Below are 24,911 nucleotides of genomic sequence, written 5' to 3'. Positions count from 1 at the left end.
CTCTCAGCACTCCGACAGCAGGATGTCGAGATCGGCGGTCGAGCGCCGACCGATATCCGGGCCGTGCTCGTCGAGGAACGTTTCGGCCGCCCGACGTCCTTCGCCGTGCAGCATCGAGACGAACTCCCATTCGGCGTTGAGCTTGGACGAGGCGCCGAACTTCGCCAGCATGTCGCTCTTGACGCGGTGGGTCCGCATCTTCGCCCAGCGCGCGCCCTCGCCGCTTCCCGGGTCGGCCGCCTGACGCAGCAACGCGATCATACGCAACTCCTTCATCAGCGGCGAGTTGAACGAAATCTCGTTCAGCCGATTGAGTATCTCCGCAGCCGTCCGCGGCTCTTCCGGCTTTTCAGTCGGATTGATCTGCACCAGGATGGTGTCGTGCGCGTCGCTTTCGCGAATGAGCGGTGTGATGGTCGGGTTGCCGGCATAGCCGCCATCCCAATACGGTTCGCCGTCGATCTCGATCGCGCGGAACATGGTTGGCAGGCAGGCCGACGCGAGCAACACGTCAGCCGTGATCTCCGCGTTGCGGAAGATGCGTCCTCGCCCGGTGCGCACCCGCGTCGCAGTGATGAACAGCTTGATCGGCGAGCGCGCGAGGCGCTCGAAATCGATGCTCTCAGCCAGCACCGCATGCAGCGGATTGTAGCCGGTCGGATTGAGGTCGTAGGGAGAGAGCACCCGCGACATCAGGTCGGTCAGGATGTAGGCCGGCGAGGTATCGAGCGTCCAGCGCCCCATCAGCCGGTCGAGCGGCGAGCGCTGGAGCGGGCTGAAGGCCGCCGCTTTGGAAACGCGGCGCCAGTATCGTTCGAGCGCGTCACGCGCACCCTCGGCGCCACCGGCCGTCCACCCATCCGCCAGCACCGCTGCGTTCATCGCGCCCGCGGACGTCCCGGAGATCGCGGCGATCGTAAGCCGCTTCTCTTCCAGCAGGCGATCGAGCACGCCCCAGGTGAAGGCGCCATGCGAACCGCCGCCTTGAAGCGCGAGATCAATCAGTACGGTGTCCGGTTCCATCGCGGCACTCACGCAACTGAATCTCAAATCCGACGCGATTTGTCACGTGCGCGTCGAAGTCGATGGCGTAGTGTAGAGAGCCTTGGCGAAGAAATGCAACCGGAACGTGGGCCCCGCGCCGTCTAGAGCGCGATGCGATGAGGATGAATCGTCATCGCGCTTTAGGTCGTTGTTTAAGCATGATCTTTTCGGAAAACCGCTGCGCGCTTCTCCGGATCACGCTTTAGTGCTCGAACACCAGCCGCGCGCCGACCGTGCCGTCGAGGGCGCGGATCTGCTGGAGCAACGCCGCGGAATCCTGCCCGCCGAGATCGGCGTCGAGCACGACGTAACCGAGGTCGCCTGATGTCTCCAGATATTGCGCGGCGATGTTGATGTCGCGCTGGAGGAAGACCTCGTTGAGCCGGCGCAACATGCCGGGGACGTTGCGATGGACATGGCTGAAGCGCGCGCCGGAAGGGCGCAAATGCAGCTGCACTTCCGGGAAATTCACCGCGCCCATGGTCGAGCCCGTGATGAAATAGTCGACCAGCTTGCGCGCGACCTCGCCGCCGATGCGCTCCTGCGCCTCCTCGGTCGAGCCGCCGATATGCGGGGTGAGGATGACGTTCTCGAGGCCCTGAATGGGGCTCTTGAAGCGATCGGAATTCGACGACGGCTCGACCGGAAACACGTCGACGGCCGCGCCGGCGAGATGGCCGTCGCGCAAAGAGCGCGCGAGCGCGTCGAGATCGACCACGGTGCCGCGGCTGTTGTTGATCAGGAACGAGCCAGGCTTCATCGCCCGCAGCTCCTTCTCGCCGATCATGCCCGCGGTCTCCGGCGTCTCCGGCACGTGCAGGCTGACGACGTCGCTCTGCGCGAGGAGCTCTTCGAGCCTCTCGACCGGCTCGGTGTTGCCGTGGCGGAGCTTGTCGGTGCGATCGAAATAGATCACGCGCATGCCGATCGCTTCGGCAAGCGTCGACAGCTGCGAGCCGATATTGCCATAGCCGACGATGCCGAGCGTGCGGCCGCGCACCTCGCGGCTGCCGGTCGCGGACTTGTCCCAGCCGCCGTCATGCGCGGACACCGAGCGCGGGAAGATGCGCCGCAGCAGCATCACGATCTCGCCTATCACGAGCTCGGCGACGCTGCGCGTGTTGGAGAACGGCGCGTTGAAGACGGGAATGCCGCGCTTGCGCGCCGCCATGAGATCGACCTGGTTGGTGCCGACGCTGAAGCAGCCGACGGCGAGAAGCTGATCGGCGGCTCCGAGCACATCATCGGTGATCTGGGTGCGCGAGCGGATGCCGAGCAGCGATACGCCCTTGAGAGCGCGCCGCAGATCCTCGCCGTCCAGCGCCTTGGTCAGCCGCTCGACATTGGTGAAGCCCGCGCTCTTGAAAAGGTCGACAGCGCTGTCATTGACGCCTTCGAGCAGCAGCGCCTTGGCACTCCGCTCAGGGCTTTGGCCTGGGCCTGGCATGGTATCTCCATAGATGATGAGCTTTGTCGCAGCTCATAGACCGCGGACGGTGCGCGGCACAATAGGGGTCGGATACGGGGAGAAAATGGCGGATGGTCATGCTCGCATCAGCCACTCCGTCATCCTGAGGCGTGAGCCCTGCGGTGCGAATGCACCGCTGGGCGAACCTCGAAGGATGCACGGCTCCGATGCAGCCGCGCGGAGAGAGTTGGGACGTCGCCCTTCGAGGGCCGCTAAGAAGCGGCCACCCCAGGGGGACGGATAATCCACCCGTTCAAGGTCAAATCACATAAAACCCGTGCGTGCCGTCACGGCGGAGCTGCTCGACCAGCCCATATTCCCAATCGAGATAGGCCTGCATCGCAGCCTGCGCGACGTCGGTGCCTTCATAGGGCCTGCGGTAACGATGGGCCGGATCGGGCTTGGGCAGCATGCGCGGCGGGCCGATCTCGAGCGCGGCGTCATAGCCCCCTTCCAGCACATAGACCTCCCAGCCCATCTGCCCCAGCCACGACGCCGTCATGTCGGCACGGACACCCCTGTCGTCGGTCAGCAGAATGCGCGCGCCGCGCACGGGCGCGGCCATGTCGGTCTCCTGGACCAGCTGGCCGCCGGGATAATGGCGGAAGCCCGCGAGATGGCCGGCCGCATATTCCTCGGCGTCGCGCACGTCGAAGCGATAGAGCGTGCGATCGGTCTGCGCGACGAGCGCGGCCATCTCGCTTGCGCCGATATGGCGAACACCGGCGCGATAGGCGACGTCGCGCGCATTGGCCGGGCCGCGCTCGAACGAGCCGATCGCGCCGCGCCTGTCCGCACCGTGATCGAGCGTGTGCCGCGCCAGCGTCCAGCCGATGGTGCCGTTGCGCAGCGCCCGCACCTTGTTGGGCACGCCGGCATTGATCAGCGACTGCGTGCCGATGATCGAGCGGGTGCGGCCCGCGCAATTGACGATGATGGTGGTTTCAGGGTCGGGCGCGGCCTGCCCCGCCCGCAGCACCAACTCCGCGCCGGGCACGCTGATCGAGCCCGGAATGTTCATGGTGGCGTATTCGTCGAAACGGCGGACGTCGAGGATGGCGATGTTGGCCTTGTCCGCGATGAGTTTTGCCACCTCGTCGGCGCTGAACGAGGGCGTGTGCTTGCGCGACTCGACCAGTTCGCCGAACGCTTTCGAATAGGAATTGACGTCCTCGAAGACCTGATAGCCCGCCTCGCGCCAGGCCTTCAGGCCGCCATCGAGCGCGCTGATACGGGTGTAGCCGAGCGCGGCGAGACGTTCGGCGCCGGCCGCGACCAGCCTCTCGCCGTCATCGTAAAGCACGATCGCCACGTCCTTGCGCGGCAGCCGCACCTCGGCCTCGATCGCGATCCGATCCACGGCCATGTTGGCTGCGAACAGCGGATGTCCGGTCGCAAAACCTGCCTCGTATCGGAGATCGAGCAGCGCGATTTCTTCGCGCAGCAGCAGTGCGCGGCGGATATCGGCGGGGGTGACGGTCGGAAGCTTCATGGCACGGACCTTGAGAAGAGGACCATGAGCTTTTGACCGATTAGAAGCGCGTTGGCTAGCCTCGCCCGCTCACTCGCCGGGAACGAGCCGCCCGAGCGGCTGCCGTGCCGGACGGCGCAGCTTGCGGCGCGACAGGTAGAGCAGGATGCCGGTGGCCGCGAACAACGGCATCGACATCGCGGCAATCATGAACGCGAGCTTGCCCGGCCAGCCCAGGATCTCGCCGCGATGGATGTCGTAGATGGCCGCGATGATCTTTTCGCCGAACGTCTTGTCAGCAAAGCGCTCCGCTGAGACCAGCTGCCCGGTGACGGCGTCGATGCGGAATTCGTCGCGCGTGGTCTCCAGCAACGAGGCTTTCCCCCACGACCGGATCCGCAACGTCGTACCCTGCGCCGGCAGCGTCAGCAAAGCCCTGGAGAACCGATCGCCCTCCTCACGCTGGAACGTCATCCAGGCCTGATCGAATCCAATTGGCGCCGCCGGTTCGGAGTTGGCCGCACGCGGCAGCTTTGCGGGCATTTTCGCTGCTGTGACGTGCGGACGCGCGAGCAGCCAGGTCACGCCGTCCTTGTACCATTCGAAGGAGAAATACAGACCGGTGAGGGTCATCGTCAGATAGACCGGAAGGACCCAGGTGCCGATCACGGTGTGCAACGACCGGTGCAGAGCGCGGCCACCGAGCCCAAGATTCGGCTTCAGCCACATCGTCACGCTGCCTGCACGGCGCGGCCAGCGCAGCACGAGGCCCGTGACCAGCATGACGATCAGGCCGAGCGCGATCGTGCCGGTGATCGGACGTCCCCAACCCTTGCCGTCGCCCGGAATGAGCAGCCAGCGATGCAGCCGGCGCACGGTCGCGAAAAACGCTTCGCCGCGCGGCGCGCCGAGCACGCTAGCGTCATAGGGATCGACATAGAGCGAAGTCGGCCGGTCGCCCCGGTCGTCACGCGCAAAGCGGACATGAACCGCCGCAGACGGATCGCTCGACAGTGTGACGGCGGCGACCTTGCCGAGGTCCTGCGAGGCCTTCAGCCGCGCAACCAGCGCATCAGGCATTAACGCCGGTGCCTGACGCGGTGCGACCTGCATGATGCCGGCGTTGAGATGATCGACGATCTCGTCCTCGAAACTCATGATCGCGCCGGTCAGCGCGATCAGGGACACCAGCAGCGCAAGGACCAGGCCCGCGATGGAATGGACCTGGAACAGGACCGCCTTGATGGTGTGTCCGAGCCGCGCGGCCATGGCTAGAACTTCACCGTGGCCGACAGCGAGACGCGCCGCGCATCGCCGATCGCGACGTTGAGATTGTTGACGGCTGAGGGATAGTAGACGGTGTCGAACAGGTTCTTGACGTTGAACTGATAGATCACCGGCGTGTTCTGGTATCTCGTCTCATAGGTCGCAAAAATGTCGGCGACCACATAGGACGGCAAGAAGAAGGTGTTGGTGGAATCGCCGGGACGGTCGCCGACATAGCGCGCACCGCCGCCGAGGCGGAGCTGACCGGGCAATGCGGTGCCGAAGTCATACACCAGATAGAGCGATGCGGTGTTCAGCGCGACGTTCTGCAACTTCCTGCCGAGCAGCGTCGCATCCTCGGACGCCGTCACGCGGGCATCAGTATAGCCATAACTGCCGATCAGGGCCCAGCTATCGGTGAGCCTGCCGGTGACGTCCAGCTCGACGCCGCGCGAGTGAGCCCGGCCGACGGTGTGGAGCTCCACGTTGCCCGCGCTGTTCGTCTTCGTCGTCTGCACGTTCTTCTTGTCGAGATCGTAGAGCGCCAGCGTACCGGAGATGCGCTTGTTCAGATCGAATTTGACGCCGGCCTCGTATGACACGCCCTCTTCCGGAGCGATGTTGGAATCGATCACCACGCCGATCGGCGCAATGGTCGAGTTCGGCTTCAAGGACTGGGTGTAGCTCGCATAGAGCGAGATCTGGTCGGTCAGCTTGAAGATGGCGCCGCCGAGCGGAAGTACCTTGTCCTGTGACACATTGGTATTGGTGTTGAAGGGCTTCCCGCGGCCGGCGATCTGCTCATAGTCCATGTAGCGCGCGCCGCCGACCAGCGCGAAGCGCTCGGTCAGATGCAGCGTGTCCTGGACAAACAGAGACCACTGGCCGAGCTTGTCGGTCTGGGCGCTATCGCTGTTCGACGCCGTCGTCCCGGGCCCGATCAGCCCATAGACGGGATTGTAGACATTGAAGGCGGGCGTCGTCTGCCGAATCAGGGTGTCGCGGTAGATGGTGCGATACTGACCATCGCCGCCGAACACGACGTCATTGCGCATGTCGCCGAGCCAGAAGCTGCCGGAAATATACGACGTTCCGTAGCTGACGTTGCTGAGCGAGCTTCCCGTGCCATCGTTGCTGCGCGTCTCCCTGCCGGTCGTGAAGTCAATACCGGTGATACGGAGCTGGTTGGCGCTGAAGGTCTCGGTGTTGTAGCTGTAGCCAGCGTAGAGCTTCCAGTCCTGGTTGAAGCGATGCTCGACCGAGGCCTGCATCAGGTCGGACGTACCCCACGTGTTGTTGAAGGGCTCATCTAACCGGCGCGTGGCGGGCACCGCGAGCGGCGCCTTGGTCACCGGGTTGAACGCCGTGCCGCGATCGAACGGGTAGATGAACTCGCGATGCTCGTAGTTGAGCTGGACCGTGGTGTCCTGGCCGTACCAGGCCAGTGACGGCGCGATCAACATCTCGCGGTGGCGACCGAAATTGCGCCAATAGTCCTCGCTGACACCGTAGCCGATAAATCGATAGGCGAGACCTTGGTCGCCGATCGGGCCGGTGACGTCGAGCAGGCCGTCGGCGCCGGTCTTGGAGGCGTTGAAGGCCGAGCCGAGCAGCGTGACCGAGCCGTGCTGGTAGAGCTCGGGGCGCTTGCTGATGGTATTGACGATGCCGCCGGGGTCCATGATGCCGTAGAGCAGCGAGGCTGGTCCCTTCAGCACCTCGACACTTTCGACGGCGGCATTGAGGCTGCGGCCCTGCACCAGCGGCATGCCGTTGCGCATGATCGAGCCGTCGCGATTATCGCCGAAGCCGCGCCGGATCACCGCGTCCTGGCTGCCGGCAAGCGTGTTGGTCTGGGTGACGCCGGAGACGTTGATGAGCGCATCGTCGATGTTGCGCGGGAGCTGGTCCTTGAGCACCTGCTCGGGCACGACGTTGACGGCTTGCGACGTATTGAGTGGCGAGGCGCCGCTGCGCAACGTGGTCGCGCTCGGCATCGCGCGATAGCCGAGCTTGGCGGCCTGCTGCGCGGCGGCTTCCGCGGCCGCGCGCTCCGAGAGTGTCGGTGCGGCGGGCGCAGGGTTACGATTGCGCTGGCGCGCGGCGGTCTGCGTGCGGCGTGACGCCTGATCCGACGCGCGCGCCGGCTTCGGCCGCTGCGCCGGCGCCTCCACCGTCACCGGGGGCAGGGCCGATTGCGCCTGCGCGGTCGTCATGATGGAGGGGCATTCGGCGAGCAGCACGGCCGCTCCGATGAGAAGACCTGCACGGCTCTTGCCGGCATGAGTTCGATGGCCGCAGACACGCTGGCCATCCAGATGGGCACGCACGTTCGATTCACTTCCAGGTCAGACGCAGCATTGAAGCTGGCGCGTCTAACAGCCGCGGTGCCCGAAGAGAACCGCAGGCAGAGTTGAATCGCTCTAGTGTTGAATCGTTCTAAGAAGGAGCGACATCGAACGGCAATCTCCAATTGCCGTCGTGCCGGTCGCAACACGCAACACGCGAATTCGCGGCGTATCACGATTCTGTGCGGTCTCAGGCGATGGCAGGAGCCGTCAACTCGTCGAGCTTCCGCTTGAACGCGGAGCCGTCGGACGAGGCGCGGAGCGGCGGGCGCACGCGCTGCCAGGCCGCATCGCCGGTCTGTGCCGCCAGGATTGCTTTCAGCGTCGCAGTGAACGAGGGCGTCTTCAGCACGACGTCGATCGCAGCCTGCATGCGCGCTTCGACATCCTTGCCCTCGACCATGCCTTTGACCAGCTCGGGCACGACATTGGCCATGCCGCAGATGGTGCCGGCACCGCCGGCGGCGATCGCTCGGGTGATATCGGCTTCATTGCCGACGGTGATGGCGAGCTCGGGAGCCGCGGCACGGAACGCCTGGAACTGCTTGAAGTCGCCGCTGGAGTCCTTCAGGCCGGCAATCACCTTGCCGTAACGCTTGCGCAAGTTCGCGGCGACGGCGGTTGGGATCGCAACGCCCGACGTCTGCGGGATGTGATAGAGATAGGCGCGCAGCCGATCGTCGGCGACGCCGTCGATGATCGCGGCAAAGGCATCCTCGATGCCTTCGGGCGCGACGCTGCGGTCGAAGTAAGGCGGCAGCACCAGCACGTGGCGCAGGCCGAGGCCGAGCGCGGCGCGCGTCAGCGCGATGCCGTCGGTGATGGCGGGGAAGCCGCCGCCGATGCCGATGCGTTCCGGCGCGACACCGGCCTTGAGCACGGCTTCGATGGTCGCGATGCGCTCGGCGACATTGAAGGAGGTGCCTTCGCCGGTGGTGCCGAACAGCACGACGCCGTCGACACCCTTGCCGAAGAGCTGCTTGGCGTGAGCCGCCAGCTTGGCGGAGTCCACGCTGCCGTCGGCCGCCAGCGGCGTCGCCGATGCCACCCAGAACCCGCGAATTGCCTCTGTCATCACACCGCCCTCTAAGCTGCGATCTCGGACCAAGCCCCTGATCTCCCAATGGTCTTTAAGGGGGCTTCCGAGCCTTGTTTTTGCTTTACTTTCCGTCTTGTACCTTACATACAAGAAAGAGGCAAATCCTTTCCACCGTCACGGCGCGCATGGGCGCAGCCAGATTCAGGAAGGTCTCGCATGAACATGGTGACCCCGGTGAAGCGTCCCGACCAATTGCTCGGCGCCCTGCGCGACAAGCTCGGCGCAGCCGCCGTCCTGATCGGCACCGACGTGCCGGCGCGCAATTGCAACGACTGGAGCGCGAGCCTGCCGCAGACGCCGCTTGCGGTGATCCGTCCCGTCGATGCGCAGGGCGTGGCCGATGCGATTGCGACCTGCCGGCAGGCGCAGCTGCCGTTCGTGCCGCAGGGCGGACTGACCGGGCTGTGCCGCGGCGCATCGCCCGAAGCCGGCTGGGTCGCGATCTCGCTCGAGCGCTTGAGCGGCATCGAGGAAATCGACCGCGCTTCCGCGACGATGACGGTGAAAGCAGGCACGCCGCTGGAGACGATCCAGAAGGCCGCGGACGAAGCCGGCTTCTTCTTTCCGCTCGATCTTGGCTCGCGCGGCTCCTGCGCCATCGGCGGCAACCTCTCGACCAATGCCGGCGGCAACCGCGTGATCCGCTACGGCATGACGCGCGAGCTGGTGCTCGGTCTCGAAGTCGTGCTGCCCGACGGCACCATCATCACCGGCCTCAACAAGCTGATGAAGAACAATGCCGGCTACGATCTGAAGCATCTGTTCATCGGCTCGGAAGGCACGCTCGGCATCATCACCCGCGTGGTGCTAAGACTGTTTCCGAAGCCGCGCTCGACCATGGCCGCGCTCTGCGCGCTGCAGGACTACGCCGCGGTGATCGCGCTGCTCGATGCGGCGCGCAGCGGGCTCGGGCCGCTGCTGTCGGCGTTCGAGGTGATGTGGCCGGACTATTGGGACGTGATCACGACTCGCGCCGGCGTGAAGCCGCCGGTCGCCGCAGGTCACGGTCTCTATGTGCTGGTGGAAGCACAAGGTACCGACGAGAGCCTGGACGCGCCGCGCTTCCAGGCCTGGCTCGAAGAGCTGATGGAGCGCGGGCTGCTGGCCGATGCGGCGGTGGCGCAATCGCTGGCGCAGACGCAGGCCTTCTGGCGGGTGCGCGACATCTGCGCCGAATTCGGCCAGGTGCTGGGCCCGCACATCTCCTACGATATCGGCCTTGCGGTTGCGCGGATGGACGAGTTCGTCACGCGCTGCAAGGCGGCGCTTGCTTCCGGCATCGCGGGCTGCGAGAGCGTCTATTACGGCCATATCGGCGACGGCAATCTGCATCTGGTCTCCTGGGTCACCGGCCTTTCCGTCGAGCAGCAGCCGAAGGAAGAGATGGACACGATCATCTACGGCCTGGTCCGCGAGCTCGGCGGCAGCATCTCGGCCGAGCACGGCATCGGCACGCTGAAGAAGAAATGGCTGGGCCACGCCAGGAGCGAGGCCGAGATCGCGCTGATGCGGACGCTGAAAGCGGCGCTCGATCCCGGCCATCTGCTCAATCCCGGCAAGGTGGTCTGAGAAACGCCAATGCGCTCGCTCAAGCTCGATACGCCGAAATCGCTGTCGCAGCGGGTGATGCAGCGGCTACGACAGGCGATCATCGACGGCGAGTTCGCGCTCGGCGCTGCCATCTCCGAGGAGATGGTGGCCAATTCCTTCGGCGTCAGCCGCACGCCGGTGCGCGAGGCGATGGGCCAGCTGCAGGCGCAAGGCCTTGTGGTGATCCGCCCGCAGGTCGGCAGCTTTGTCTTTACGCCGAGCGCGGACGACATCAACGCGCTCTGCACCTTCCGCATCGCGCTCGAACCCAAGGCTGCCGAGCTCGCCTATCGTCACGATCGTGACGGTGCAATCGCCACAATGGGCGAGGCCATCGCAGCGATGGAGCCGGCGGTTGCGGCAAAGGACAACATCGCCTATGGCCGCGCCGATGCCGCGTTTCACGAGGCGCTGTTCACCCATTGCGGCAACCGCTACCTCGCCGAATCCTATCAGCTGGTCTCCGGCCGCGTCGCCGCGCTCCGCACCAATCTGACCTCGCCGATCGACGTGCGGACCCGCACCTCGTTCGACGAGCATCGCAGGCTGCTCGATTTGTTCGCGCGCGGCGAGTTCACCGCCTTCGAAGAATTGATGACCACGCATATCACCAATTCGGGCGTGGTCTATGCCAAGGCATTGAAGGTGGAGGCGTTGAAGGTGGAAGCGTCGGGCGTGGAATAAGCGCCTCTAGCGCCCTTCCCTCGGTCCCGGCCTGTCCAGAAAATCCAGCGCAGTGTTGATCTGCTCGAGTTGGTGCTCGATCCTGTCGCGGTCCTCGACCGATGGCGCCTTTTCGAGCTGCTCCACGAGCTTCTGCTTTCGCAACAGCAGGTTCTCTATGACTGTACTCACAGCTCCCCCATCGCCAGAGGCGAACATCGCGAGTGCGCGCGAGCCGGGCTCGCGGCAACCCCTCATCAGAATGTCCGCGAAGGCCGATGGTTCCTGCGGGTGAACCTGGACGCATGCGGATGGAACTAGCGGCGCAAACTGGCCCAGACGCCACCCAAAATCAGCAAACCACCGAAAAGATGGATCAGCTGCGGCGGTTCGCCGAGGATAGCGAAAGACAGCAGCGCGCTGGCGATCGGCCCGAGATAGAGCACGAGCGAGGTCCGCACCGAGCCGAACTTGCCGCCGAGCCAGGCAAAGCCCGCATAGGCGAGCAGGCCGGGAACGATCCCGGCGAAGACATAGGCCGACAGCGCCTTGGTGCTGAAGACCTCCCCCGGCGTCGCCCACATCTCCATGGCCGCGAGCGGCAGCGAGAATAGGGCGCCGGCGCCCGAGAACAGGCTGATGCGTGCCAGCAGCGACGCCTTTGGCGCGGCGCGCGATTGCAGCAGCGTGTAGCCGGACCAGCCGAGCATCGCGATCACGACGAGGCCATCGCCCGCCGCGGTCTGAAGTTCGATCAGTGTCTGCGGATGGCCGCCGGAGATGATGAGCAGCGCCCCTGCGAGCGCCAGCGCGGTGCCGAGCCATTGCAGCGGGCCGACATGCTCCATGCCGCGCAAGGCGGAAATCAGCAGCACCGTGATCGGCGACAGCGCCATGATCAGCGCGATGTGGATCGCCGTCGTCGAGACGCCCGCGGCATAGACCGGACCGCCGCACAGGAACATGCCCATGAAGCCGGCGGCGAGGATCGGCCAGACGTTTCGGCCGAGCGGCACGCGGCCGCCCTGGATCTCCTTGAGCGCGATCGGCGCGAGCCCGATTGCGACGATGCTCCAGCGGAAGAAGGCGAGCGCGAAGGGCGGGACGGAGCCCGCGAGTCCGCGCGCCAGAATTTGATTGGAGGCCTGCGCGGTCGCCACCAGGATGAAGCCGACCAGCGCAATCACGCCGAGCCAGGCATTCGGGGACGGCGATACGCCGGCCACTGCGTCATGACCGCCGTCAGAGGTTTCCTTGCCCATGGGGTAACCGGATATCCGATGTCGGCCGCGGTGAGAACCCTGACGACGCCCCGGCCGCGGCCCGGGAACCTCAACTTTCACGCGCCCGTCGGTTGAATTCGGAGGCGTGGGGACTTATCCCTTGGCGCCATGGACACCCAGATGATCACCGCCGCAAAGCCGCTGATGGCCCGGGCGCAGCCGCGCAAGCCGGCACCGTTCCTCCCGATGAGCCGCGCCGAGATGGACGCGCTCGGCTGGGACGCCTGCGACATCGTGCTGGTGACCGGGGACGCCTATGTCGACCATCCGAGTTTTGGCATGGCCATCATCGGCCGGCTGCTGGAGGCGCAGGGCTTTCGGGTCGGCATCATCTCGCAGCCGGACTGGCACTCGGCCGAGCCGTTCAAGGCCCTCGGCAAGCCAAAAGTGTTCTTCGGCGTCACCGGCGGCAATATGGATTCCATGGTGAACCGCTACACCGCGGACCGGCGCCTGCGCTGCGACGATGCCTATACGGCCGGCGGCGAAGGCGGCAAGCGGCCGGACCGCTGCACCGTCGTCTACGCCCAACGCTGCCGCGAGGCGTTCAAGGACGTGCCGATCGTGCTCGGCGGCATCGAGGCCTCGCTGCGCCGGATCGCGCATTACGATTACTGGTCGGACAAGGTGCGCCGCTCGGTGCTGGCCGACGCCAAGGCCGACCTGCTGCTCTACGGCAATGCCGAGCGCGCCGTCGTCGAGGTGGCGCAGCGGCTCGCCGCCGGCGAAGCGCCGCGCGCGCTCGACGACATCAGGGGTGTCGCGCTTTTCCGCAAGGTCCCCGAGGACTACACCGAGCTGCACGCCGACGATCTCGATTCCGCCGACGAGGGCGCGACGCGCCAGAAGGGTGCGACCGTCATCCGCCTGCCGGCGCTGGAGCAGGTCGAGCAGGACAAGGAAGCTTATGCCCGCGCATCGCGCGTGCTGCACCGGGAGAGCAATCCCGGCAATGCGCGACCGCTGGTGCAGCGTCATGGCGATCGCGATCTCTGGCTCAACCCGCCGCCGATCCCGCTGACCAGCGACGAGATGGACGCGGTCTACGACCTGCCCTACGCGCGCGCACCGCATCCGTCCTACGGCGAAGCAAAGATCCCGGCCTGGGACATGATCAAGTTCTCGGTGACGATCATGCGCGGCTGCTTTGGCGGCTGCACCTTCTGCTCGATCACCGAGCACGAGGGCCGCATCATCCAGAACCGCTCGGAAGGCTCGATCCTGCGCGAGATCGAAAAGATCCGCGACAAGACGCCGGGCTTCACCGGCGTGATCTCAGACATCGGCGGCCCCACCGCCAACATGTACCGGATGGCGTGCAAGGATCCGAAGGTCGAGGCGGCGTGCCGGCGGCCGTCCTGCGTCTTCCCCGAGATCTGCCCGAACCTCAACACCTCGCATGACGACCTGATCCGCCTCTATCGCAAGGTGCGCGAGACCCGCGGCATCAAGAAGGTGATGGTCGCCTCCGGCGTGCGCTACGACCTCGCGGTCGAGAGCCCCGAATACATCAAGGAGCTCGTCACCCATCACGTCGGCGGATACTTGAAGATTGCCCCCGAACATACCGAGCGGGGGCCGCTCGACAAGATGATGAAGCCGGGCATCGGCGCCTACAACAAGTTCAAGCGGATGTTCGACGAAGCGGCCGAACGGGCGGGCAAGAAATATTACCTGATCCCCTATTTCATCGCGGCGCATCCGGGCACGACCGACGAGGACATGATGAACCTCGCGCTGTGGCTCAAGAAGAACCGCTATCGCGCCGATCAGGTGCAGACCTTTCTGCCCTCGCCGATGGCGACCGCCACCGCGATGTACCACACCGGCGTCAATCCGCTGCGCGGCGTCCGCCACGGCGGCAGCGACAAGGTCGAGGCGATCAAGGGCCTGCGCCAGCGCCGCCTGCACAAGGCGTTCCTGCGCTACCACGATCCCGACAACTGGCCGGTGCTGCGCGAGGCCTTGATCGAGATGGGCCGCCGCGATCTGATCGGCTCGCAGCCCCACCAGCTCGTGCCCGCGCACCAGCCCCCCGGCACCGGCAAGGCCGCCGGCACGCGCCGCCCGGTGCGGCCGGGCGGCAAGACGCAGCGGTTCACGACCAAGGGGCTGCGGGTGATGAAGTGAACGCGCGCGGCAGCGTTCCTAGAGATCGAGCACGACCGGCCCCGACACCGCGTCCGTCACGCCGCGTCCGTTGCCCTGGTCCTCGAGCACGGACCTGAAGCTGTCGAGCGTCTTGATCATCGCCGATCGTGCCGCGACCAACGCGTCCTGACTGGCCCATGTGCCGATGAGGCAAAAGGTCTGCTCGCCGGTCTTGATGATGACGCCGTGCTCCAGCCCCGGCCATTTGGCCTTGCCGTTCCGATGCGCGTCGAGGAAGGCGGCTTCCTCACCCGGTTTCACCTTGAACCTGACCACATTATAAACCTGCATGATGCGCCTCCGAAAAATGGACTGATGAAAACGGGGCCGTGCGAGGTGAGGACGAAAAGCCCGGCCGGTCGCCCTGGCCGATTGTTGTCCCCGCGCGCGGCGGCGTCACCGTGACAAATCAGCATGGTCTATCCCGGCCTTCCTGATCGCAGGACAGAAATGTGCGAAAACAACCCCATGCACAGTAGCCGGGGACAGCAAAATCAACAGCATAGGACGCGGCAAGAGAGCATGATCCTTTCGGAATTCGCGGCGAGAATTCCTGATTTTGCGAGACGATCATTGATCCGTCGGGCAAAACAGGAGCAGGATGACATCATCGGCGCGCCCGGTGTTGCGTGTCGGCCCTGACGGCTTCAGCACGGCGCCCCGTCCAGAAAGCGTAGATCGCCAATCCCTGCACCAACGCCGTGGCAACATAGAAGCCTGGCGCGGCACCAGAGGCGGCGGCCGAAAACCATTCGCGGATCAAGCCAAAGACCGCCGGCGCGAATGAATAAGCGCCTTGCGACATCGCAACGATCAGCGCGACGACACGCGGTACGTCCTCTGGTGCAAATTCGACCTGGGCGATCAACGGCGGCAGGAACGTGCCGTTGCCGAATCCGACACCGAACAGGACGACGCCAAGAATCAACAGCGGAACGTTCGTTCCAGCCGCGGCGATGAAGATCATCGAGCCCATGATTTGAACCGTGTAGCTGGCGCAGGCAATCAGCCGCCGGTCGGTGCGCTCCGGCATGAGCCAGCCCAGCAGCGTTCGACCCATGATCGCCATAGCGCCGATCAACCCGACCACCAGTCCGGCCCATTGCGTGCCGAGCGCGGGCAGCAGCAGCGAGAACAGGTGCGCGGTCAGGCCGATCTGCGCAAACAGCCCGAGGCTCATGCCGGCCGCGAGCGTCAGGAATTTTCGGTCTCGCCAGATCAGCGATCCCGGGAGCCGCCGCGCAGCATCCGCAGGCCCGGTCGCCGCGGCTGGCTCCGCTCCGTCCGGCAGCGATCCGATCTGCGCAGGCGTGCGTGACAGCACGGTGCTTGCGAGCATCCACACCAGGATAACCATGATCACGCCGAGGACGGCCGCTGCGATGGCGAAGCCGTACATTGCAATAGCCGCGGCCCAGAGCGGCGGAAAGATGATCCCTCCGACGTTCGCGCCGTTATACGCGACGGCGAGCGCCGCAGGGCGGCGGCGGACGAACCAGGGCGACACGATGGCGTTGACGGCGGCGACGCCCATCGTCACCCAGCCCGCGCCGCTCAGCAACGTCGCGCCGAACAGCTGCCACGGCGTTGTCGCGCTCGCCCATCCCAAGATGCCGGCGGCCAGGGAGAGAGCGCCGGCCTTCGTCACGGCCGCAATGCCGAAGCGCCGATAAAGCGCCGGCAGATTGGCGGTCACGATCGATCCAATCAGGAAGTGCACGGTGACGGCCATCGAGACCAACGCCAGCGGCCAACCCCTGGCTTCACAAACCGCGTTCAGGAAGATCGGCGGACCATAGAAGCCGAAACCAAGGCCGAGAACGGCGAGACCAAAACTCGCCGCGACGACTCGCCAACCATAAAACGTGCTGTTCTGCATCTTTGTCGACAGCCTGCGCCCCGCGGCGCGATTGTGCACAAGCCTGACGGCGGGTCCTTCGCTCGCGGTCGAATTATGGGATCGGAAAGACCTGCGTGGGGCCCGCTTGACGTCGCCGCCATCATGTAACATATAAAGTTACATGAAGCGAGATTCCCGACTCTCCGGCGTTCTGCACGTGCTGCTACACATGGCGCAGCAGCCTGGGCCGTTCACGTCCGAGACGCTGGCCAAGGCCATGGACACCAACCCGGTGGTGATCCGCCGCATCATGGCGGGCCTGCGGGAGATCGGTTACGTGCGCTCCGAGAAGGGGCACGGCGGCGGCTGGACCATCGCCTGCGACCTGTCGAAGGTGACGCTGCGCGACGTCTATGCCGCGCTCGGCAATCCCCCGCTTCTGGCGATGGGCAACCGGACCGAGGCGCCCGGCTGTCTGGTCGAGCAGGCCGTCAATGCCGCCCTCGATCAGGCCTTTGACGATGCGGAGGCGCTGCTGCTGGCGCGGCTCGGCGAGGTGACGCTGGCGATGCTGGGCGAGGACCTGCGCAAGCGGCTCGGGTCCCGAAAGATCCACGATATCAGCGCGCATCGCGCGTGAACGGCTCCATTCACGGAGACAACATCATGACCGACATGCAAGCCGCATTTTCCGATCCGCAATTCGTGGCGAGATACACCGAGGGGCCGCGGCGCTTCGTGCCGGGCTATGACGCCATGCAGTCCATGACGGCGATTCTGCTCGCCGAAAGGGTCCCAAGCGATGGGCAGGTGCTCGTCCTCGGCGCGGGTGGCGGCCTCGAGCTCAAAGCGTTTGCGCAGGCGCATCCCGGCTGGCGCTTCGACGGCGTCGATCCGTCCGCGGCGATGCTGGCGCTGGCCGGGCAAACCCTGGGATCGCTCGCATCCCGTGCACGCCTTCATCAAGGCTATATCGATGATGCCCCGGAGGGACCGTTCGACGGTGCCACCTGCCTCTTGACCCTGCACTTCGTCGGCGTCGAGGAGCGGCGCCGCATCGCCTCGGAGGTCCGTCGCCGCCTCAAGCCGCGCGCGCCGTTCGTGGTCGCGCATTTGAGCGCGCCCAATGGCGAGCAGGAGCGCCCGCTGTGGCTGTCGCGGTACTCGGCGTTCCTGGCCGCATCCGGCGTCGAGCCCGAGCAGGCGGCCGCCGCGCGGAACGCCGTCACCAACCATCTGGAGATTCTGGCGCCCGCGCAGGACGAGGTGATCTTGCGCGAGGCCGGCTTCACGGACCCAACCCTGTTCTATACCGGCTTCGCCTTCCGCGGCTGGGTCGCCTATGCGTGAGGTCGCAATTCGTCGTTCGGCACCACGGGATGCTTCAACCGCGCTTGGCTCTCGATACGTAACCGGCGGTCACCTCATCTTTGTGGCTGGCGAACGCAGCTAGTACTTCGGTCTTCTCGCGCTTCGGGACCTTGGCGAAGTCAAGTGTCCGTCCGAGTTCAGCGGCGACCTCGTCGAATTCCGCCGGGGAGATCCGCAAGCCCCGGTGCGCCTCCTCAAGGCCAAGGGGCGTCGTCCCCGGCCTGGTGGCTTTGAACTGGAACGGCCCACCCGAAACGTCACAGACCCAAAGTGTTCGCATGAACTTGAGACCAGGCAAGCGTTTCAGATTTTTGGTGTGCCATTCCCTCAACTGCGGATTTTTTGACTTCTGACCGACGACGGCGTTCTTTACGACAGCGTCGCTGAAGTGATCCACGACCGCTGCAATGGCGAAGACGCCGCCAAGTCGTTCATACAGGCTTTGATCCGGAGTGGTTTGCTGGGCCTGCGCACGCGCTTGATTGGCTCCGGCCAAAGCCACGGGGGCGGCGGTCAGCGCCAGTCCTGCGACCACACTTCGTCTGCTGATGGAAGTCGAACGAGGCCTTGCCATGGGCACCTCCTTACATCGGTTTCCTGAGGCATTGCAGCCAGCATATCCCGTGCAACGGCCGCCGTGCGCGTTGCCGTCCGGAGGCCTGTCGGTGATTGCCGCGCACCCATTGGATGGTTCGGAACGGAAATGGTTCCTGGAAATTTTGAGCTGGACGCCGACCCATGCCCGCCGAACTGCGAAGAAACTTGGTATGAGCAAATCTAGCCCGCCGCGCCCCTGAGAGCTGGCGTCGAGCCAAGCGTCGAACGCGGACGAAAAGGGCCAGGCCCGGACTCTTGCCGCAAAAAGGAAGTAGCAACACTACGTCTTTGCAGGGCGGGCTGTGGTGGAACTAGGGGGCTGTGTGAGAAGCGACGTTCGATTTGTGATGCATCCAGATGACGAGGCTGTGCTCATGTCGGAGGTGTTACGCGATCCCGTGGTTCTTCTCGTCGATGGCCCGCGGTGGAAGTCGGCCGCGCCCCCCACAACTCGAAATGTCGCCTCTGTCGGTTACCACTGCATCATCTGGTCCCCCGAGGACCTGCCAAAGCTACCGGCCGAATTCATCCCATCGTGCAACGATTGGTATTGCAGAGCTGAGCATGCCACAATTCAATTCATAAGGTGCGTAATCACCGGCACGTTTGATCACACAAGGCCGATTTGCGATCGCGACTGATCAGGCAAGCGAGAAGACCGCGGCGAACGTCGAGCGCCGTTACAATTTGCTGCGTCGTTGGATCAAGAAAACCTGCGTCAACTCCGTCGTCCGCTGGCGCAATCCTGGGATTCCGGAAGCCCCGGCTGGACCAAACAGATCCGCCAATCCAAGCAGCCCAGACCGATCGCTATGGGTTGGACCCTCTGCGATGAACTGGCTGACCGCCGATGCAACACGGCGGATCAAAATCTCGCCGGAGACTCTGGTAGAAGGGTTTACCAGCCAACGATCGATCTGACCTCGGACCCTGCGGTCAACTTAGCTTCCGCGACGAGAGGGACTTTGGCGAGGCTTCGCTGCCGTCGAAGGGGAGCCTGTCTGCATTGGGTCAAAAGCAGCGGTCGCCCAATCGGTCAGGCGGTGCCCAGCTGTACGGTCTATTCTCAGCGGCCGCGGAAGCAGCACCGACGTTAACCCTGTCGGCAAATGATTCGCCGTAGGTCGGCAATCGCCGACAAGTTGCCTTATTGGCGCGGAGAATTTTCAGCGGCACTAACTTAGGTTAGAGGCGCTTTATGCTGAAAATGGCGTTGTTGGGCCTCCTCATCCTGTTGAGCGCAGGCGTGCTGTCGGCAATGGAGCTGAGCGCTCCACCGCGTCGCGCCGTCGCGATCGCCCCGCCGCTTGCCGAGCAGAGCGCTAGCGTCTCTGCGTCACATGACGCGTTGCCGAAGGCCGATCGCCTCGAGGTTGCCGCTGTGAGCAGCGCGATGCCAACACAGGACGCTCCGGTCGAGAACCCCGTTGCTCCGCAAGACATCCAAGTCGGTTCGACCGCACCGGAACCAATCGTCCGTCATCGGCGCGATACGAAGAAGATCGCGACCGCTGAACGTCCCAGGCCGAAACCAAAGGCAATTGTTGCCAAGCGAACTGCCAATGCGCAGCGTGCAAAGGCCGCCAGCGAGACCGAGCCCTGTCGACTCAAGGCGTTCGGCGGCCTGCTCAAGGCATTGAATTTGACCGGTTGCGAAATCTGAGGCCGCTTCCGGGCACGACGGATCAAGATCGAACGACCTGACGTCGTGGTGCGAACCCGGGCCTGCTTCCTCCTGGAGGCACTTACGGGCACACGCCCTGCCGCCACTTTTCCCTCGGCCAACGTCTCGCAAATTCTTCCGGTCATGCATACCTAGCCCTCATGAAAAAGATCGGCTTCCTCTCCTTCGGACACTGGACCCCCTCACCGCAATCGCAGACCCGCTCGGCCGCAGACACGCTGTTGCAATCGATCGAGCTTGCGGTCGCGGCCGAGCAACTCGGCGCGGACGGCGCCTATTTCCGCGTGCATCATTTCGCGCGCCAGCTCGCCTCGCCGTTTCCGCTGCTCGCGGCGGTCGGCGCCAGAACCAGCACAATCGAGATCGGCACGGCCGTGATCGACATGCGCTACGAGAACCCCCTCTACATGGTGGAGGACGCCGGAAGCGCCGATCTCATCGCCGGCGGCCGGCTACAGCTCGGCATCAGCCGCGGCTCGCCCGAGCAGGTGATCGACGGCTGGCGCTACTTTGGTTATCGCCCGGCCGAGGGCCAGAGCGATGCGGACATGGGCCGGCGCCATGCGGAGGTGTTTCTCGACCTGCTCCGGGGCGAAGGCTTTGCCGAGCCCAATCCGCAGCCGATGTTTCCCAATCCGCCGGGCCTCTTGCGCATCGAGCCGCACGCGCAAGGCCTGCGCGAGCGGATCTGGTGGGGCGCCGGCTCCAACGCCACCGCGGTGTGGGCGGCAAAGCTCGGCATGAATCTGCAGAGCTCGACGCTGAAGAACGACGAGACCGGCGAAGCCTTCCACGTGCAGCAGGCCGCGCAGATCCGTAGCTTTCGCGCCGCCTGGAAGGAGGCCGGCCACGCCCGTGATCCCCGCGTCTCCGTCAGCCGCAGCATCTTTGCGCTGATGGACGATCGCGACCGCGCCTATTTCGGCGGGGAGCGCGAAGGCGAGGACCAGATCGGCTTCATCGACCCGCAGACCCGGGCGATCTTCGGCCGGAGTTATGCCGCCGAGCCGGATGTGCTGATCGAGCAGCTGCGCCGGGACGAGGCGATTGCGGAGGCTGATACACTGCTGCTGACGATCCCGAACCAGTTAGGGGTCGATTACTGCGCGCATGCGATCGAGGCGATCCTGAAGCACGTCGCGCCGGCGCTGGGGTGGCGGTGAGCGAGTGGTCCACCTTGGCGCCACATTGACCTGGATTCCGGGCGCTAAAGCGCGACGCCATCAGGATGAAGCGTCACCGCGCTTTAGGTCGTTGTTTAAGCATGATTTTTTCGGAAAGCCGCTGCGCACTTTCCCGGATCATGCTTCAGGCAAATAGCTCCCGGTCTCTCCTGCTGATCGGATCGTCCCAATCCTTCTGCCACCACGGCTTCTCTGAAGCCTTTTTGGGCGGCAACTGAAGCTCGAGCACCTTTTTGCTCTTGCCCTTTGCGTCCTCGCGGGCGGAGCGGAAACGATAGTGATCGTAGATGCGCAATGCTTCAATCATGTAGCTGGTCGCGACCGTGCGATCCTTGATCAGCAACAGGTTCTCGCCATTGTCAGTATCGGCGGGCTCAGAGAAATTGTATGAGCCCAGATAAACGCGTGCATCATCGGCATCGAAATCGAGCACGACGAATTTGTGATGCATCCGAGTACCCCGGTGCTGACCGTCGCTGCCGGCAAGTCCTGACGGTTCCGTACTGAACGGAGCCGGCACATTGCCGGTCAGCGCCGACGAACGAACGACGCGCTTCTTGTTGTCGGCCGTCAATACGGTGACGCCCAAATTCCCTTCCTTCACGCGCGCATCGGCGATGCCAAGCGCGAACACCGTCTTGCTCTTGATGGCGCGACCCAGGGCAGGACCGATCGGTCCATTTTTCATCTGACCCAGGAACGCCAAAGAAAAAAGAACACTGGATTTCGCCTTGGCTATGTCCTTGCCCACCACAGCCAGGAGCCCGTTCTCTTCGGTATGCGGCGAAAAAGCGACCTTTCCGCCGAGTCCGCTCACTCCCAGATCGCGCCAACCCGTCGCCACCTCGGAGTCGCGAAAATCGCCTGCGGCTTCCGCCGAAAAATAGCTATCGAAAACCTTGAAGTAATCGTCGACAGCATTCTTGCTGTTGACAATGACCGCATTGTTCGACTGCACGTAGAACCCGCGCCAGCTCATGTTCGTGGAGCCGTACACGACCTTATGCACACCCTTGCCGGAAACCGCGATGGATTTATGGTGCTGCAGGTTCGCCATATGCTGGCGCTTGACGTTGTCAGCCCCGGCCGATTTGCGTAAGCGCTTCTCAGCGACGCTCTCGGGCGAATCCTTGGCTTTGTGCCCGCCGCCCTTGGCCGTCGAATCGTCGATGATGACCTTCAGCCTTTTTCCGAGCTTTTCGAGACGGGTCAGGATTTCGGGCATGTTGAAGTCATAAGCGATGACGCGAACATTGGCCTTGGCGGCGATCGCCTCATCCAGCACGTCGAGGATCGACGCACGCGCTTCGAAGCCCATCCACTTGTAGGCTTCCTCGGCCTTCTTGTTCGTGGGCTTGAAGGTCAAACCATCCTTCGCATCATCTGGAATGAGGCTGCCGAGCTTGCGGTCGGGCGCGAACTTCTCAACAAAGGACTGCGAGGACACATAACCGCGCGTGAAAGCAACATTCAGCTTGCCCGGTAATGTCTCGCGCATCAGGGCGATCGAGGCTTCCTGCGGTTCGCCTCGACTGAGCGTTCCCAACTTGTCCATGAACATGGGTGTCACGCGATAGAGAAATTGTCCGTCCTTGTCGGCGTGCCAGGGGAAATGCACCCAGCGGAATTTTTGAATCGGCGCAATCGTACTCGGGAGCATCGGGTCGCTCGGCTTCTTGCGCTGACCCGGAAAGCCGATGCGGTTGGGTACCGGCCAAAACCGGTCTTGCTTCGGCTCCTTGTACTCGATTGCAAAGCCGACGAAATCGCGCGGCGGCTTGCCGTGCCGCCAGTTCATCGCGAGCAGCAACATCCCGTCGCCGCGATGAATCTTCAGGGTGAATGGCGCGTTCGCATTGGTGCCCGTGACCTGATAGGAATTCTTCATTCTGCCCCCCGCCCTGAAGTTTGGGGCAAATCCTATCAACACAATTTTTGATTGCAAGCGCGTGATGCTTGGCGCATGAGGGCTGCACCGGCCGGGCCAATGCGATGCTTACCCTTGTCTTCCTGACAGCGAGCTTCCCGCCATCCACCAGGTTGCGTGATGAATCAGCATCTGTCCCTCGTCAGTCTCGTGGTCGCTGACTATGATGACGCGATTGCTTTCTTCACACGCGCTCTGAATTTCGAGCTTTGCGAGGACACGCCGCTCGGTGGCGGCAAGCGCTGGGTGGTGGTGCGGCCGCGGGGCAATTTTGGCCCCGGCTTGCTCCTGGCGCGGGCGGACGGTCCGGCGCAGATGGCACGCATCGGCGACCAGACCGGCGGACGTGTCTTCCTGTTCCTGGAGACGGATGATTTCGAGCGCGATCATGCGCGCATGATCGCCGCCGGCGTGCGCTTCGTCGAGGCGCCACGGCATGAGGCCTATGGCGTGGTGGCGGTTTTCGAGGATCTCTGTGGCAACCGCTGGGACCTGATCCAGTCAGCCAAGCGCAGCTGACACACGAGCGACCGCGCCCCGCCCGGCCTTACCCCGTCTTCGTCCCCGTGATCACCGCCAGCGCCTCGACGAGGCGATCGAGATCGGCCTCGTCGGTAAAGAGCGCCGGCGTCACGCGGATGCACTGGCCCCTGGCGACGCCGGCCCGGCGCACCGTCATGACCTTGTGGCTGTCCCGCAGTTTTACCACAATGGCCTCGTTGTCGGCCTTGCTGGTCTTGCCGGCGAGACGGAAGGACGTGATCGCGCCGTATGAGCCGATTTCGTCCGGCGTCAGGATCTCGATGTCCTTGAATCCGCGGGCACGGCTCACCCAATAGTCGCGCAAATGGCGCAAGCGGGCCTGCTTTGCGGCGGCGCCGATCTGCTGATGCAACGCCACGGCCGTCGGCACCGTCAGCACCGTGGCGAAATTGACCGTTCCGGTGTGAACCCGCGAACGGATATCGGCCTCCGCAAAATCCTCATCCCCCATGTCACGGTCGATGGCGGCGAGGCGGTCCTTCCTGATGTAGAGAAAGCCCACGCCGAGCGGCGCGCCGATCCATTTGTGCAGATTGAAGCCGACGAAATCGGCCTCGAGCTCACCGACCCGGAAGTCGATCTGCCCCCAGGAATGCGCGGCGTCGACGATGGTGTCGATGCCCTTGGCCTTGGCCATGCGGGCAATCTCGGCGATCGGCATGACAAAGCCGGTGCGGTGGCTGACATGGGTCAGGAGCAGAAGTCGCGTCTTCGGGTTCGCCTCGATGGCGCGGGCATAGGCGTCGAGCACCGCCTGGCGGGTGGCGGGCTCCGGCACGTCGAACTTGACCACGTCGACGCCGCGGCGCCCCTTCAGCGCGTTCATCGCATACTGCATCGAATCATAATCGAGATCGGCATAGAGCACGGCATCGCCGGGCTTCAGCCGGTTGTAGCCGCCGATGAGGAGCTGCAGCGCTTCGGTCGCACCGCGGGTGAGCGCGATCTCCTCGGTCGCCGCGCCGACCGCCTCCGCCACCTTGGCGCGCACCGCCTCGAAATCCGCACCCGCGCGCTGCCGCGCGTAATAGGTGTTCTGAAAGTTGATCATGTCGGACTGGCGGATGAACTCGCGCCGCACAGGCTCGGCCATGATGCCCCAATAGCCGTTCTCGAAATTGACGACATCGGGCGTCACGGCGTAGAGCCCCTTCACCGCCGCCCAATAGGCCTTGTCGGCGGCGATCGCGGCGGCCGAACCGGCCGGCTGCGCCGGCAGGCCCTCGGCCGCCATCGCCGGCGCGGCCATCGGCGCCATGGCTGCGGCTGCGAGGCCCTTCAGGATCGACCGGCGGTCGGACGAAATGGTCTTGATCAGATGCATATATCAGCCTCCACGATGCGCGGCGAAAGGAGCAGCGATCAGTAGAGCGCGAATGACA

Annotated in this window: 21 protein-coding genes; 8 read left to right on the top strand and 13 right to left on the bottom strand. The window is 64.5% G+C overall.

Annotation, left to right across the window (positions count from 1 at the left end; translation table 11 throughout):
- Window positions 1–3: 3 nt before the first annotated feature.
- The 6 genes from A3AS_RS0130060 to A3AS_RS0130035 form a co-directional block, all read right to left on the bottom strand.
- The gene (locus tag A3AS_RS0130060) at window positions 4–1,023 is read right to left on the bottom strand and encodes a patatin-like phospholipase family protein (protein WP_026202509.1); all 1,020 of its coding nucleotides are present in this window, start codon (window positions 1,021–1,023) and stop codon (window positions 4–6) included.
- 223 nt (window positions 1,024–1,246) lie between these two features.
- Complete coding sequence (gene serA / locus A3AS_RS0130055) at window positions 1,247–2,491, bottom strand: phosphoglycerate dehydrogenase (RefSeq protein WP_018321204.1); 1,245 nt, start codon at window positions 2,489–2,491, stop codon at window positions 1,247–1,249.
- A 280-nt stretch (window positions 2,492–2,771) separates the two neighbouring features.
- Window positions 2,772–4,004 carry a rhodanese-like domain-containing protein gene (locus A3AS_RS0130050; protein ID WP_018321203.1) on the bottom strand — a complete coding sequence of 411 codons (1,233 nt, stop codon included), beginning with the start codon at window positions 4,002–4,004 and terminating at the stop codon, window positions 2,772–2,774.
- Window positions 4,005–4,073: 69 nt separating this feature from the next.
- On the bottom strand, window positions 4,074–5,252 hold the full coding sequence (locus A3AS_RS0130045) for a PepSY domain-containing protein (RefSeq protein WP_018321202.1): 1,179 nt from the start codon (window positions 5,250–5,252) through the stop codon (window positions 4,074–4,076).
- 2 nt (window positions 5,253–5,254) lie between these two features.
- The gene (locus A3AS_RS0130040; RefSeq protein ID WP_018321201.1) at window positions 5,255–7,579 is read right to left on the bottom strand and encodes a TonB-dependent siderophore receptor; all 2,325 of its coding nucleotides are present in this window, start codon (window positions 7,577–7,579) and stop codon (window positions 5,255–5,257) included.
- A 208-nt stretch (window positions 7,580–7,787) separates the two neighbouring features.
- Window positions 7,788–8,672: a dihydrodipicolinate synthase family protein gene (locus A3AS_RS0130035; protein WP_026202508.1), complete on the bottom strand. Its 885-nt coding sequence runs from the start codon at window positions 8,670–8,672 to the stop codon at window positions 7,788–7,790.
- Between the two features lie 180 nt (window positions 8,673–8,852).
- On the opposite strand from A3AS_RS0130035, the gene A3AS_RS0130030 reads away from it, so the two are divergent.
- On the top strand, window positions 8,853–10,265 hold the full coding sequence (locus tag A3AS_RS0130030; protein WP_018321199.1) for an FAD-binding oxidoreductase: 1,413 nt from the start codon (window positions 8,853–8,855) through the stop codon (window positions 10,263–10,265).
- Between the two features lie 9 nt (window positions 10,266–10,274).
- Window positions 10,275–10,970, top strand: a complete 696-nt coding sequence (locus tag A3AS_RS0130025) for a GntR family transcriptional regulator (RefSeq protein ID WP_018321198.1) — start codon at window positions 10,275–10,277, stop codon at window positions 10,968–10,970.
- A 6-nt stretch (window positions 10,971–10,976) separates the two neighbouring features.
- On the opposite strand, the gene A3AS_RS48565 is transcribed toward A3AS_RS0130025, so the two are convergent.
- Both A3AS_RS48565 and A3AS_RS0130015 read right to left on the bottom strand, forming a co-directional pair.
- Window positions 10,977–11,141: a hypothetical protein gene (locus A3AS_RS48565; RefSeq protein WP_167443383.1), complete on the bottom strand. Its 165-nt coding sequence runs from the start codon at window positions 11,139–11,141 to the stop codon at window positions 10,977–10,979.
- 125 nt (window positions 11,142–11,266) lie between these two features.
- A complete protein-coding gene (locus A3AS_RS0130015) occupies window positions 11,267–12,211 on the bottom strand; it encodes a DMT family transporter (RefSeq protein WP_018321196.1) in 945 nt (314 codons plus the stop codon).
- Between the two features lie 129 nt (window positions 12,212–12,340).
- Here A3AS_RS0130015 and A3AS_RS0130010 point away from each other — a divergent pair, with 129 nt between their 5' ends.
- On the top strand, window positions 12,341–14,362 hold the full coding sequence (locus tag A3AS_RS0130010; RefSeq protein ID WP_018321195.1) for a YgiQ family radical SAM protein: 2,022 nt from the start codon (window positions 12,341–12,343) through the stop codon (window positions 14,360–14,362).
- 18 nt (window positions 14,363–14,380) lie between these two features.
- Here the strand turns inward: A3AS_RS0130010 and A3AS_RS0130005 are convergent, their stop codons facing one another.
- The gene (locus tag A3AS_RS0130005; protein WP_018321194.1) at window positions 14,381–14,674 is read right to left on the bottom strand and encodes a hypothetical protein; all 294 of its coding nucleotides are present in this window, start codon (window positions 14,672–14,674) and stop codon (window positions 14,381–14,383) included.
- A gap of 316 nt (window positions 14,675–14,990) precedes the next feature.
- On the bottom strand, window positions 14,991–16,262 hold the full coding sequence (locus A3AS_RS0130000; RefSeq protein WP_049815029.1) for an MFS transporter: 1,272 nt from the start codon (window positions 16,260–16,262) through the stop codon (window positions 14,991–14,993).
- Between the two features lie 142 nt (window positions 16,263–16,404).
- On the opposite strand from A3AS_RS0130000, the gene A3AS_RS0129995 reads away from it, so the two are divergent.
- Entirely contained in the window at window positions 16,405–16,863 is a 459-nt protein-coding gene (locus tag A3AS_RS0129995) for an Rrf2 family transcriptional regulator (RefSeq protein ID WP_018321192.1), read from the top strand.
- Between the two features lie 26 nt (window positions 16,864–16,889).
- Entirely contained in the window at window positions 16,890–17,573 is a 684-nt protein-coding gene (locus A3AS_RS0129990) for a class I SAM-dependent methyltransferase (RefSeq protein ID WP_026202506.1), read from the top strand.
- A 34-nt stretch (window positions 17,574–17,607) separates the two neighbouring features.
- Here the strand turns inward: A3AS_RS0129990 and A3AS_RS0129985 are convergent, their stop codons facing one another.
- Window positions 17,608–18,168 carry a group 1 truncated hemoglobin gene (locus A3AS_RS0129985; RefSeq protein ID WP_049815028.1) on the bottom strand — a complete coding sequence of 187 codons (561 nt, stop codon included), beginning with the start codon at window positions 18,166–18,168 and terminating at the stop codon, window positions 17,608–17,610.
- A 1,221-nt stretch (window positions 18,169–19,389) separates the two neighbouring features.
- Between A3AS_RS0129985 and A3AS_RS0129980 the strand changes: the two genes are divergently transcribed.
- The gene (locus A3AS_RS0129980; RefSeq protein WP_018321189.1) at window positions 19,390–19,854 is read left to right on the top strand and encodes a hypothetical protein; all 465 of its coding nucleotides are present in this window, start codon (window positions 19,390–19,392) and stop codon (window positions 19,852–19,854) included.
- A gap of 161 nt (window positions 19,855–20,015) precedes the next feature.
- Window positions 20,016–21,038, top strand: a complete 1,023-nt coding sequence (locus A3AS_RS0129975) for an LLM class flavin-dependent oxidoreductase (RefSeq protein WP_018321188.1) — start codon at window positions 20,016–20,018, stop codon at window positions 21,036–21,038.
- 145 nt (window positions 21,039–21,183) lie between these two features.
- Here A3AS_RS0129975 and A3AS_RS0129970 read toward each other — a convergent pair whose 3' ends face one another.
- A complete protein-coding gene (locus A3AS_RS0129970) occupies window positions 21,184–22,947 on the bottom strand; it encodes a phospholipase D-like domain-containing protein (RefSeq protein ID WP_018321187.1) in 1,764 nt (587 codons plus the stop codon).
- A gap of 159 nt (window positions 22,948–23,106) precedes the next feature.
- Between A3AS_RS0129970 and A3AS_RS0129965 the strand changes: the two genes are divergently transcribed.
- Window positions 23,107–23,505, top strand: a complete 399-nt coding sequence (locus A3AS_RS0129965; RefSeq protein WP_018321186.1) for a VOC family protein — start codon at window positions 23,107–23,109, stop codon at window positions 23,503–23,505.
- A gap of 28 nt (window positions 23,506–23,533) precedes the next feature.
- Here A3AS_RS0129965 and A3AS_RS0129960 read toward each other — a convergent pair whose 3' ends face one another.
- Complete coding sequence (locus A3AS_RS0129960) at window positions 23,534–24,853, bottom strand: aminotransferase class V-fold PLP-dependent enzyme (RefSeq protein WP_026202504.1); 1,320 nt, start codon at window positions 24,851–24,853, stop codon at window positions 23,534–23,536.
- Window positions 24,854–24,911 lie beyond the last annotated feature (58 nt).

Origin of the sequence: Bradyrhizobium sp. WSM2793 (assembly GCF_000379585.1) — a bacterium.
GTDB lineage: Bacteria > Pseudomonadota > Alphaproteobacteria > Rhizobiales > Xanthobacteraceae > Bradyrhizobium.
The sequence above is the reverse complement of the archived record's forward strand: the minus strand, read 5'-3'. Positions and strand labels throughout refer to the sequence as shown.

Bases quoted from the DNA above. Each gene is read 5' to 3' on its own strand.
- A3AS_RS0130060 (WP_026202509.1), bottom strand. From the start codon at position 1,023: ATGGAACCGGACACCGTACTGATTGATCTCGCGCTTCAAGGCGGCGGT.
- serA (WP_018321204.1), bottom strand. From the start codon at position 2,491: ATGCCAGGCCCAGGCCAAAGCCCTGAGCGGAGTGCCAAGGCGCTGCTG.
- A3AS_RS0130050 (WP_018321203.1), bottom strand. From the start codon at position 4,004: ATGAAGCTTCCGACCGTCACCCCCGCCGATATCCGCCGCGCACTGCTG.
- A3AS_RS0130045 (WP_018321202.1), bottom strand. From the start codon at position 5,252: ATGGCCGCGCGGCTCGGACACACCATCAAGGCGGTCCTGTTCCAGGTC.
- A3AS_RS0130035 (WP_026202508.1), bottom strand. From the start codon at position 8,672: ATGACAGAGGCAATTCGCGGGTTCTGGGTGGCATCGGCGACGCCGCTG.
- A3AS_RS0130030 (WP_018321199.1), top strand. From the start codon at position 8,853: ATGAACATGGTGACCCCGGTGAAGCGTCCCGACCAATTGCTCGGCGCC.
- A3AS_RS0130025 (WP_018321198.1), top strand. From the start codon at position 10,275: ATGCGCTCGCTCAAGCTCGATACGCCGAAATCGCTGTCGCAGCGGGTG.
- A3AS_RS0130015 (WP_018321196.1), bottom strand. From the start codon at position 12,211: ATGGGCAAGGAAACCTCTGACGGCGGTCATGACGCAGTGGCCGGCGTA.
- A3AS_RS0130010 (WP_018321195.1), top strand. From the start codon at position 12,341: ATGGACACCCAGATGATCACCGCCGCAAAGCCGCTGATGGCCCGGGCG.
- A3AS_RS0130005 (WP_018321194.1), bottom strand. From the start codon at position 14,674: ATGCAGGTTTATAATGTGGTCAGGTTCAAGGTGAAACCGGGTGAGGAA.
- A3AS_RS0130000 (WP_049815029.1), bottom strand. From the start codon at position 16,262: ATGCAGAACAGCACGTTTTATGGTTGGCGAGTCGTCGCGGCGAGTTTT.
- A3AS_RS0129995 (WP_018321192.1), top strand. From the start codon at position 16,405: ATGAAGCGAGATTCCCGACTCTCCGGCGTTCTGCACGTGCTGCTACAC.
- A3AS_RS0129990 (WP_026202506.1), top strand. From the start codon at position 16,890: ATGACCGACATGCAAGCCGCATTTTCCGATCCGCAATTCGTGGCGAGA.
- A3AS_RS0129985 (WP_049815028.1), bottom strand. From the start codon at position 18,168: ATGGCAAGGCCTCGTTCGACTTCCATCAGCAGACGAAGTGTGGTCGCA.
- A3AS_RS0129980 (WP_018321189.1), top strand. From the start codon at position 19,390: ATGCTGAAAATGGCGTTGTTGGGCCTCCTCATCCTGTTGAGCGCAGGC.
- A3AS_RS0129975 (WP_018321188.1), top strand. From the start codon at position 20,016: ATGAAAAAGATCGGCTTCCTCTCCTTCGGACACTGGACCCCCTCACCG.
- A3AS_RS0129970 (WP_018321187.1), bottom strand. From the start codon at position 22,947: ATGAAGAATTCCTATCAGGTCACGGGCACCAATGCGAACGCGCCATTC.
- A3AS_RS0129965 (WP_018321186.1), top strand. From the start codon at position 23,107: ATGAATCAGCATCTGTCCCTCGTCAGTCTCGTGGTCGCTGACTATGAT.
- A3AS_RS0129960 (WP_026202504.1), bottom strand. From the start codon at position 24,853: ATGCATCTGATCAAGACCATTTCGTCCGACCGCCGGTCGATCCTGAAG.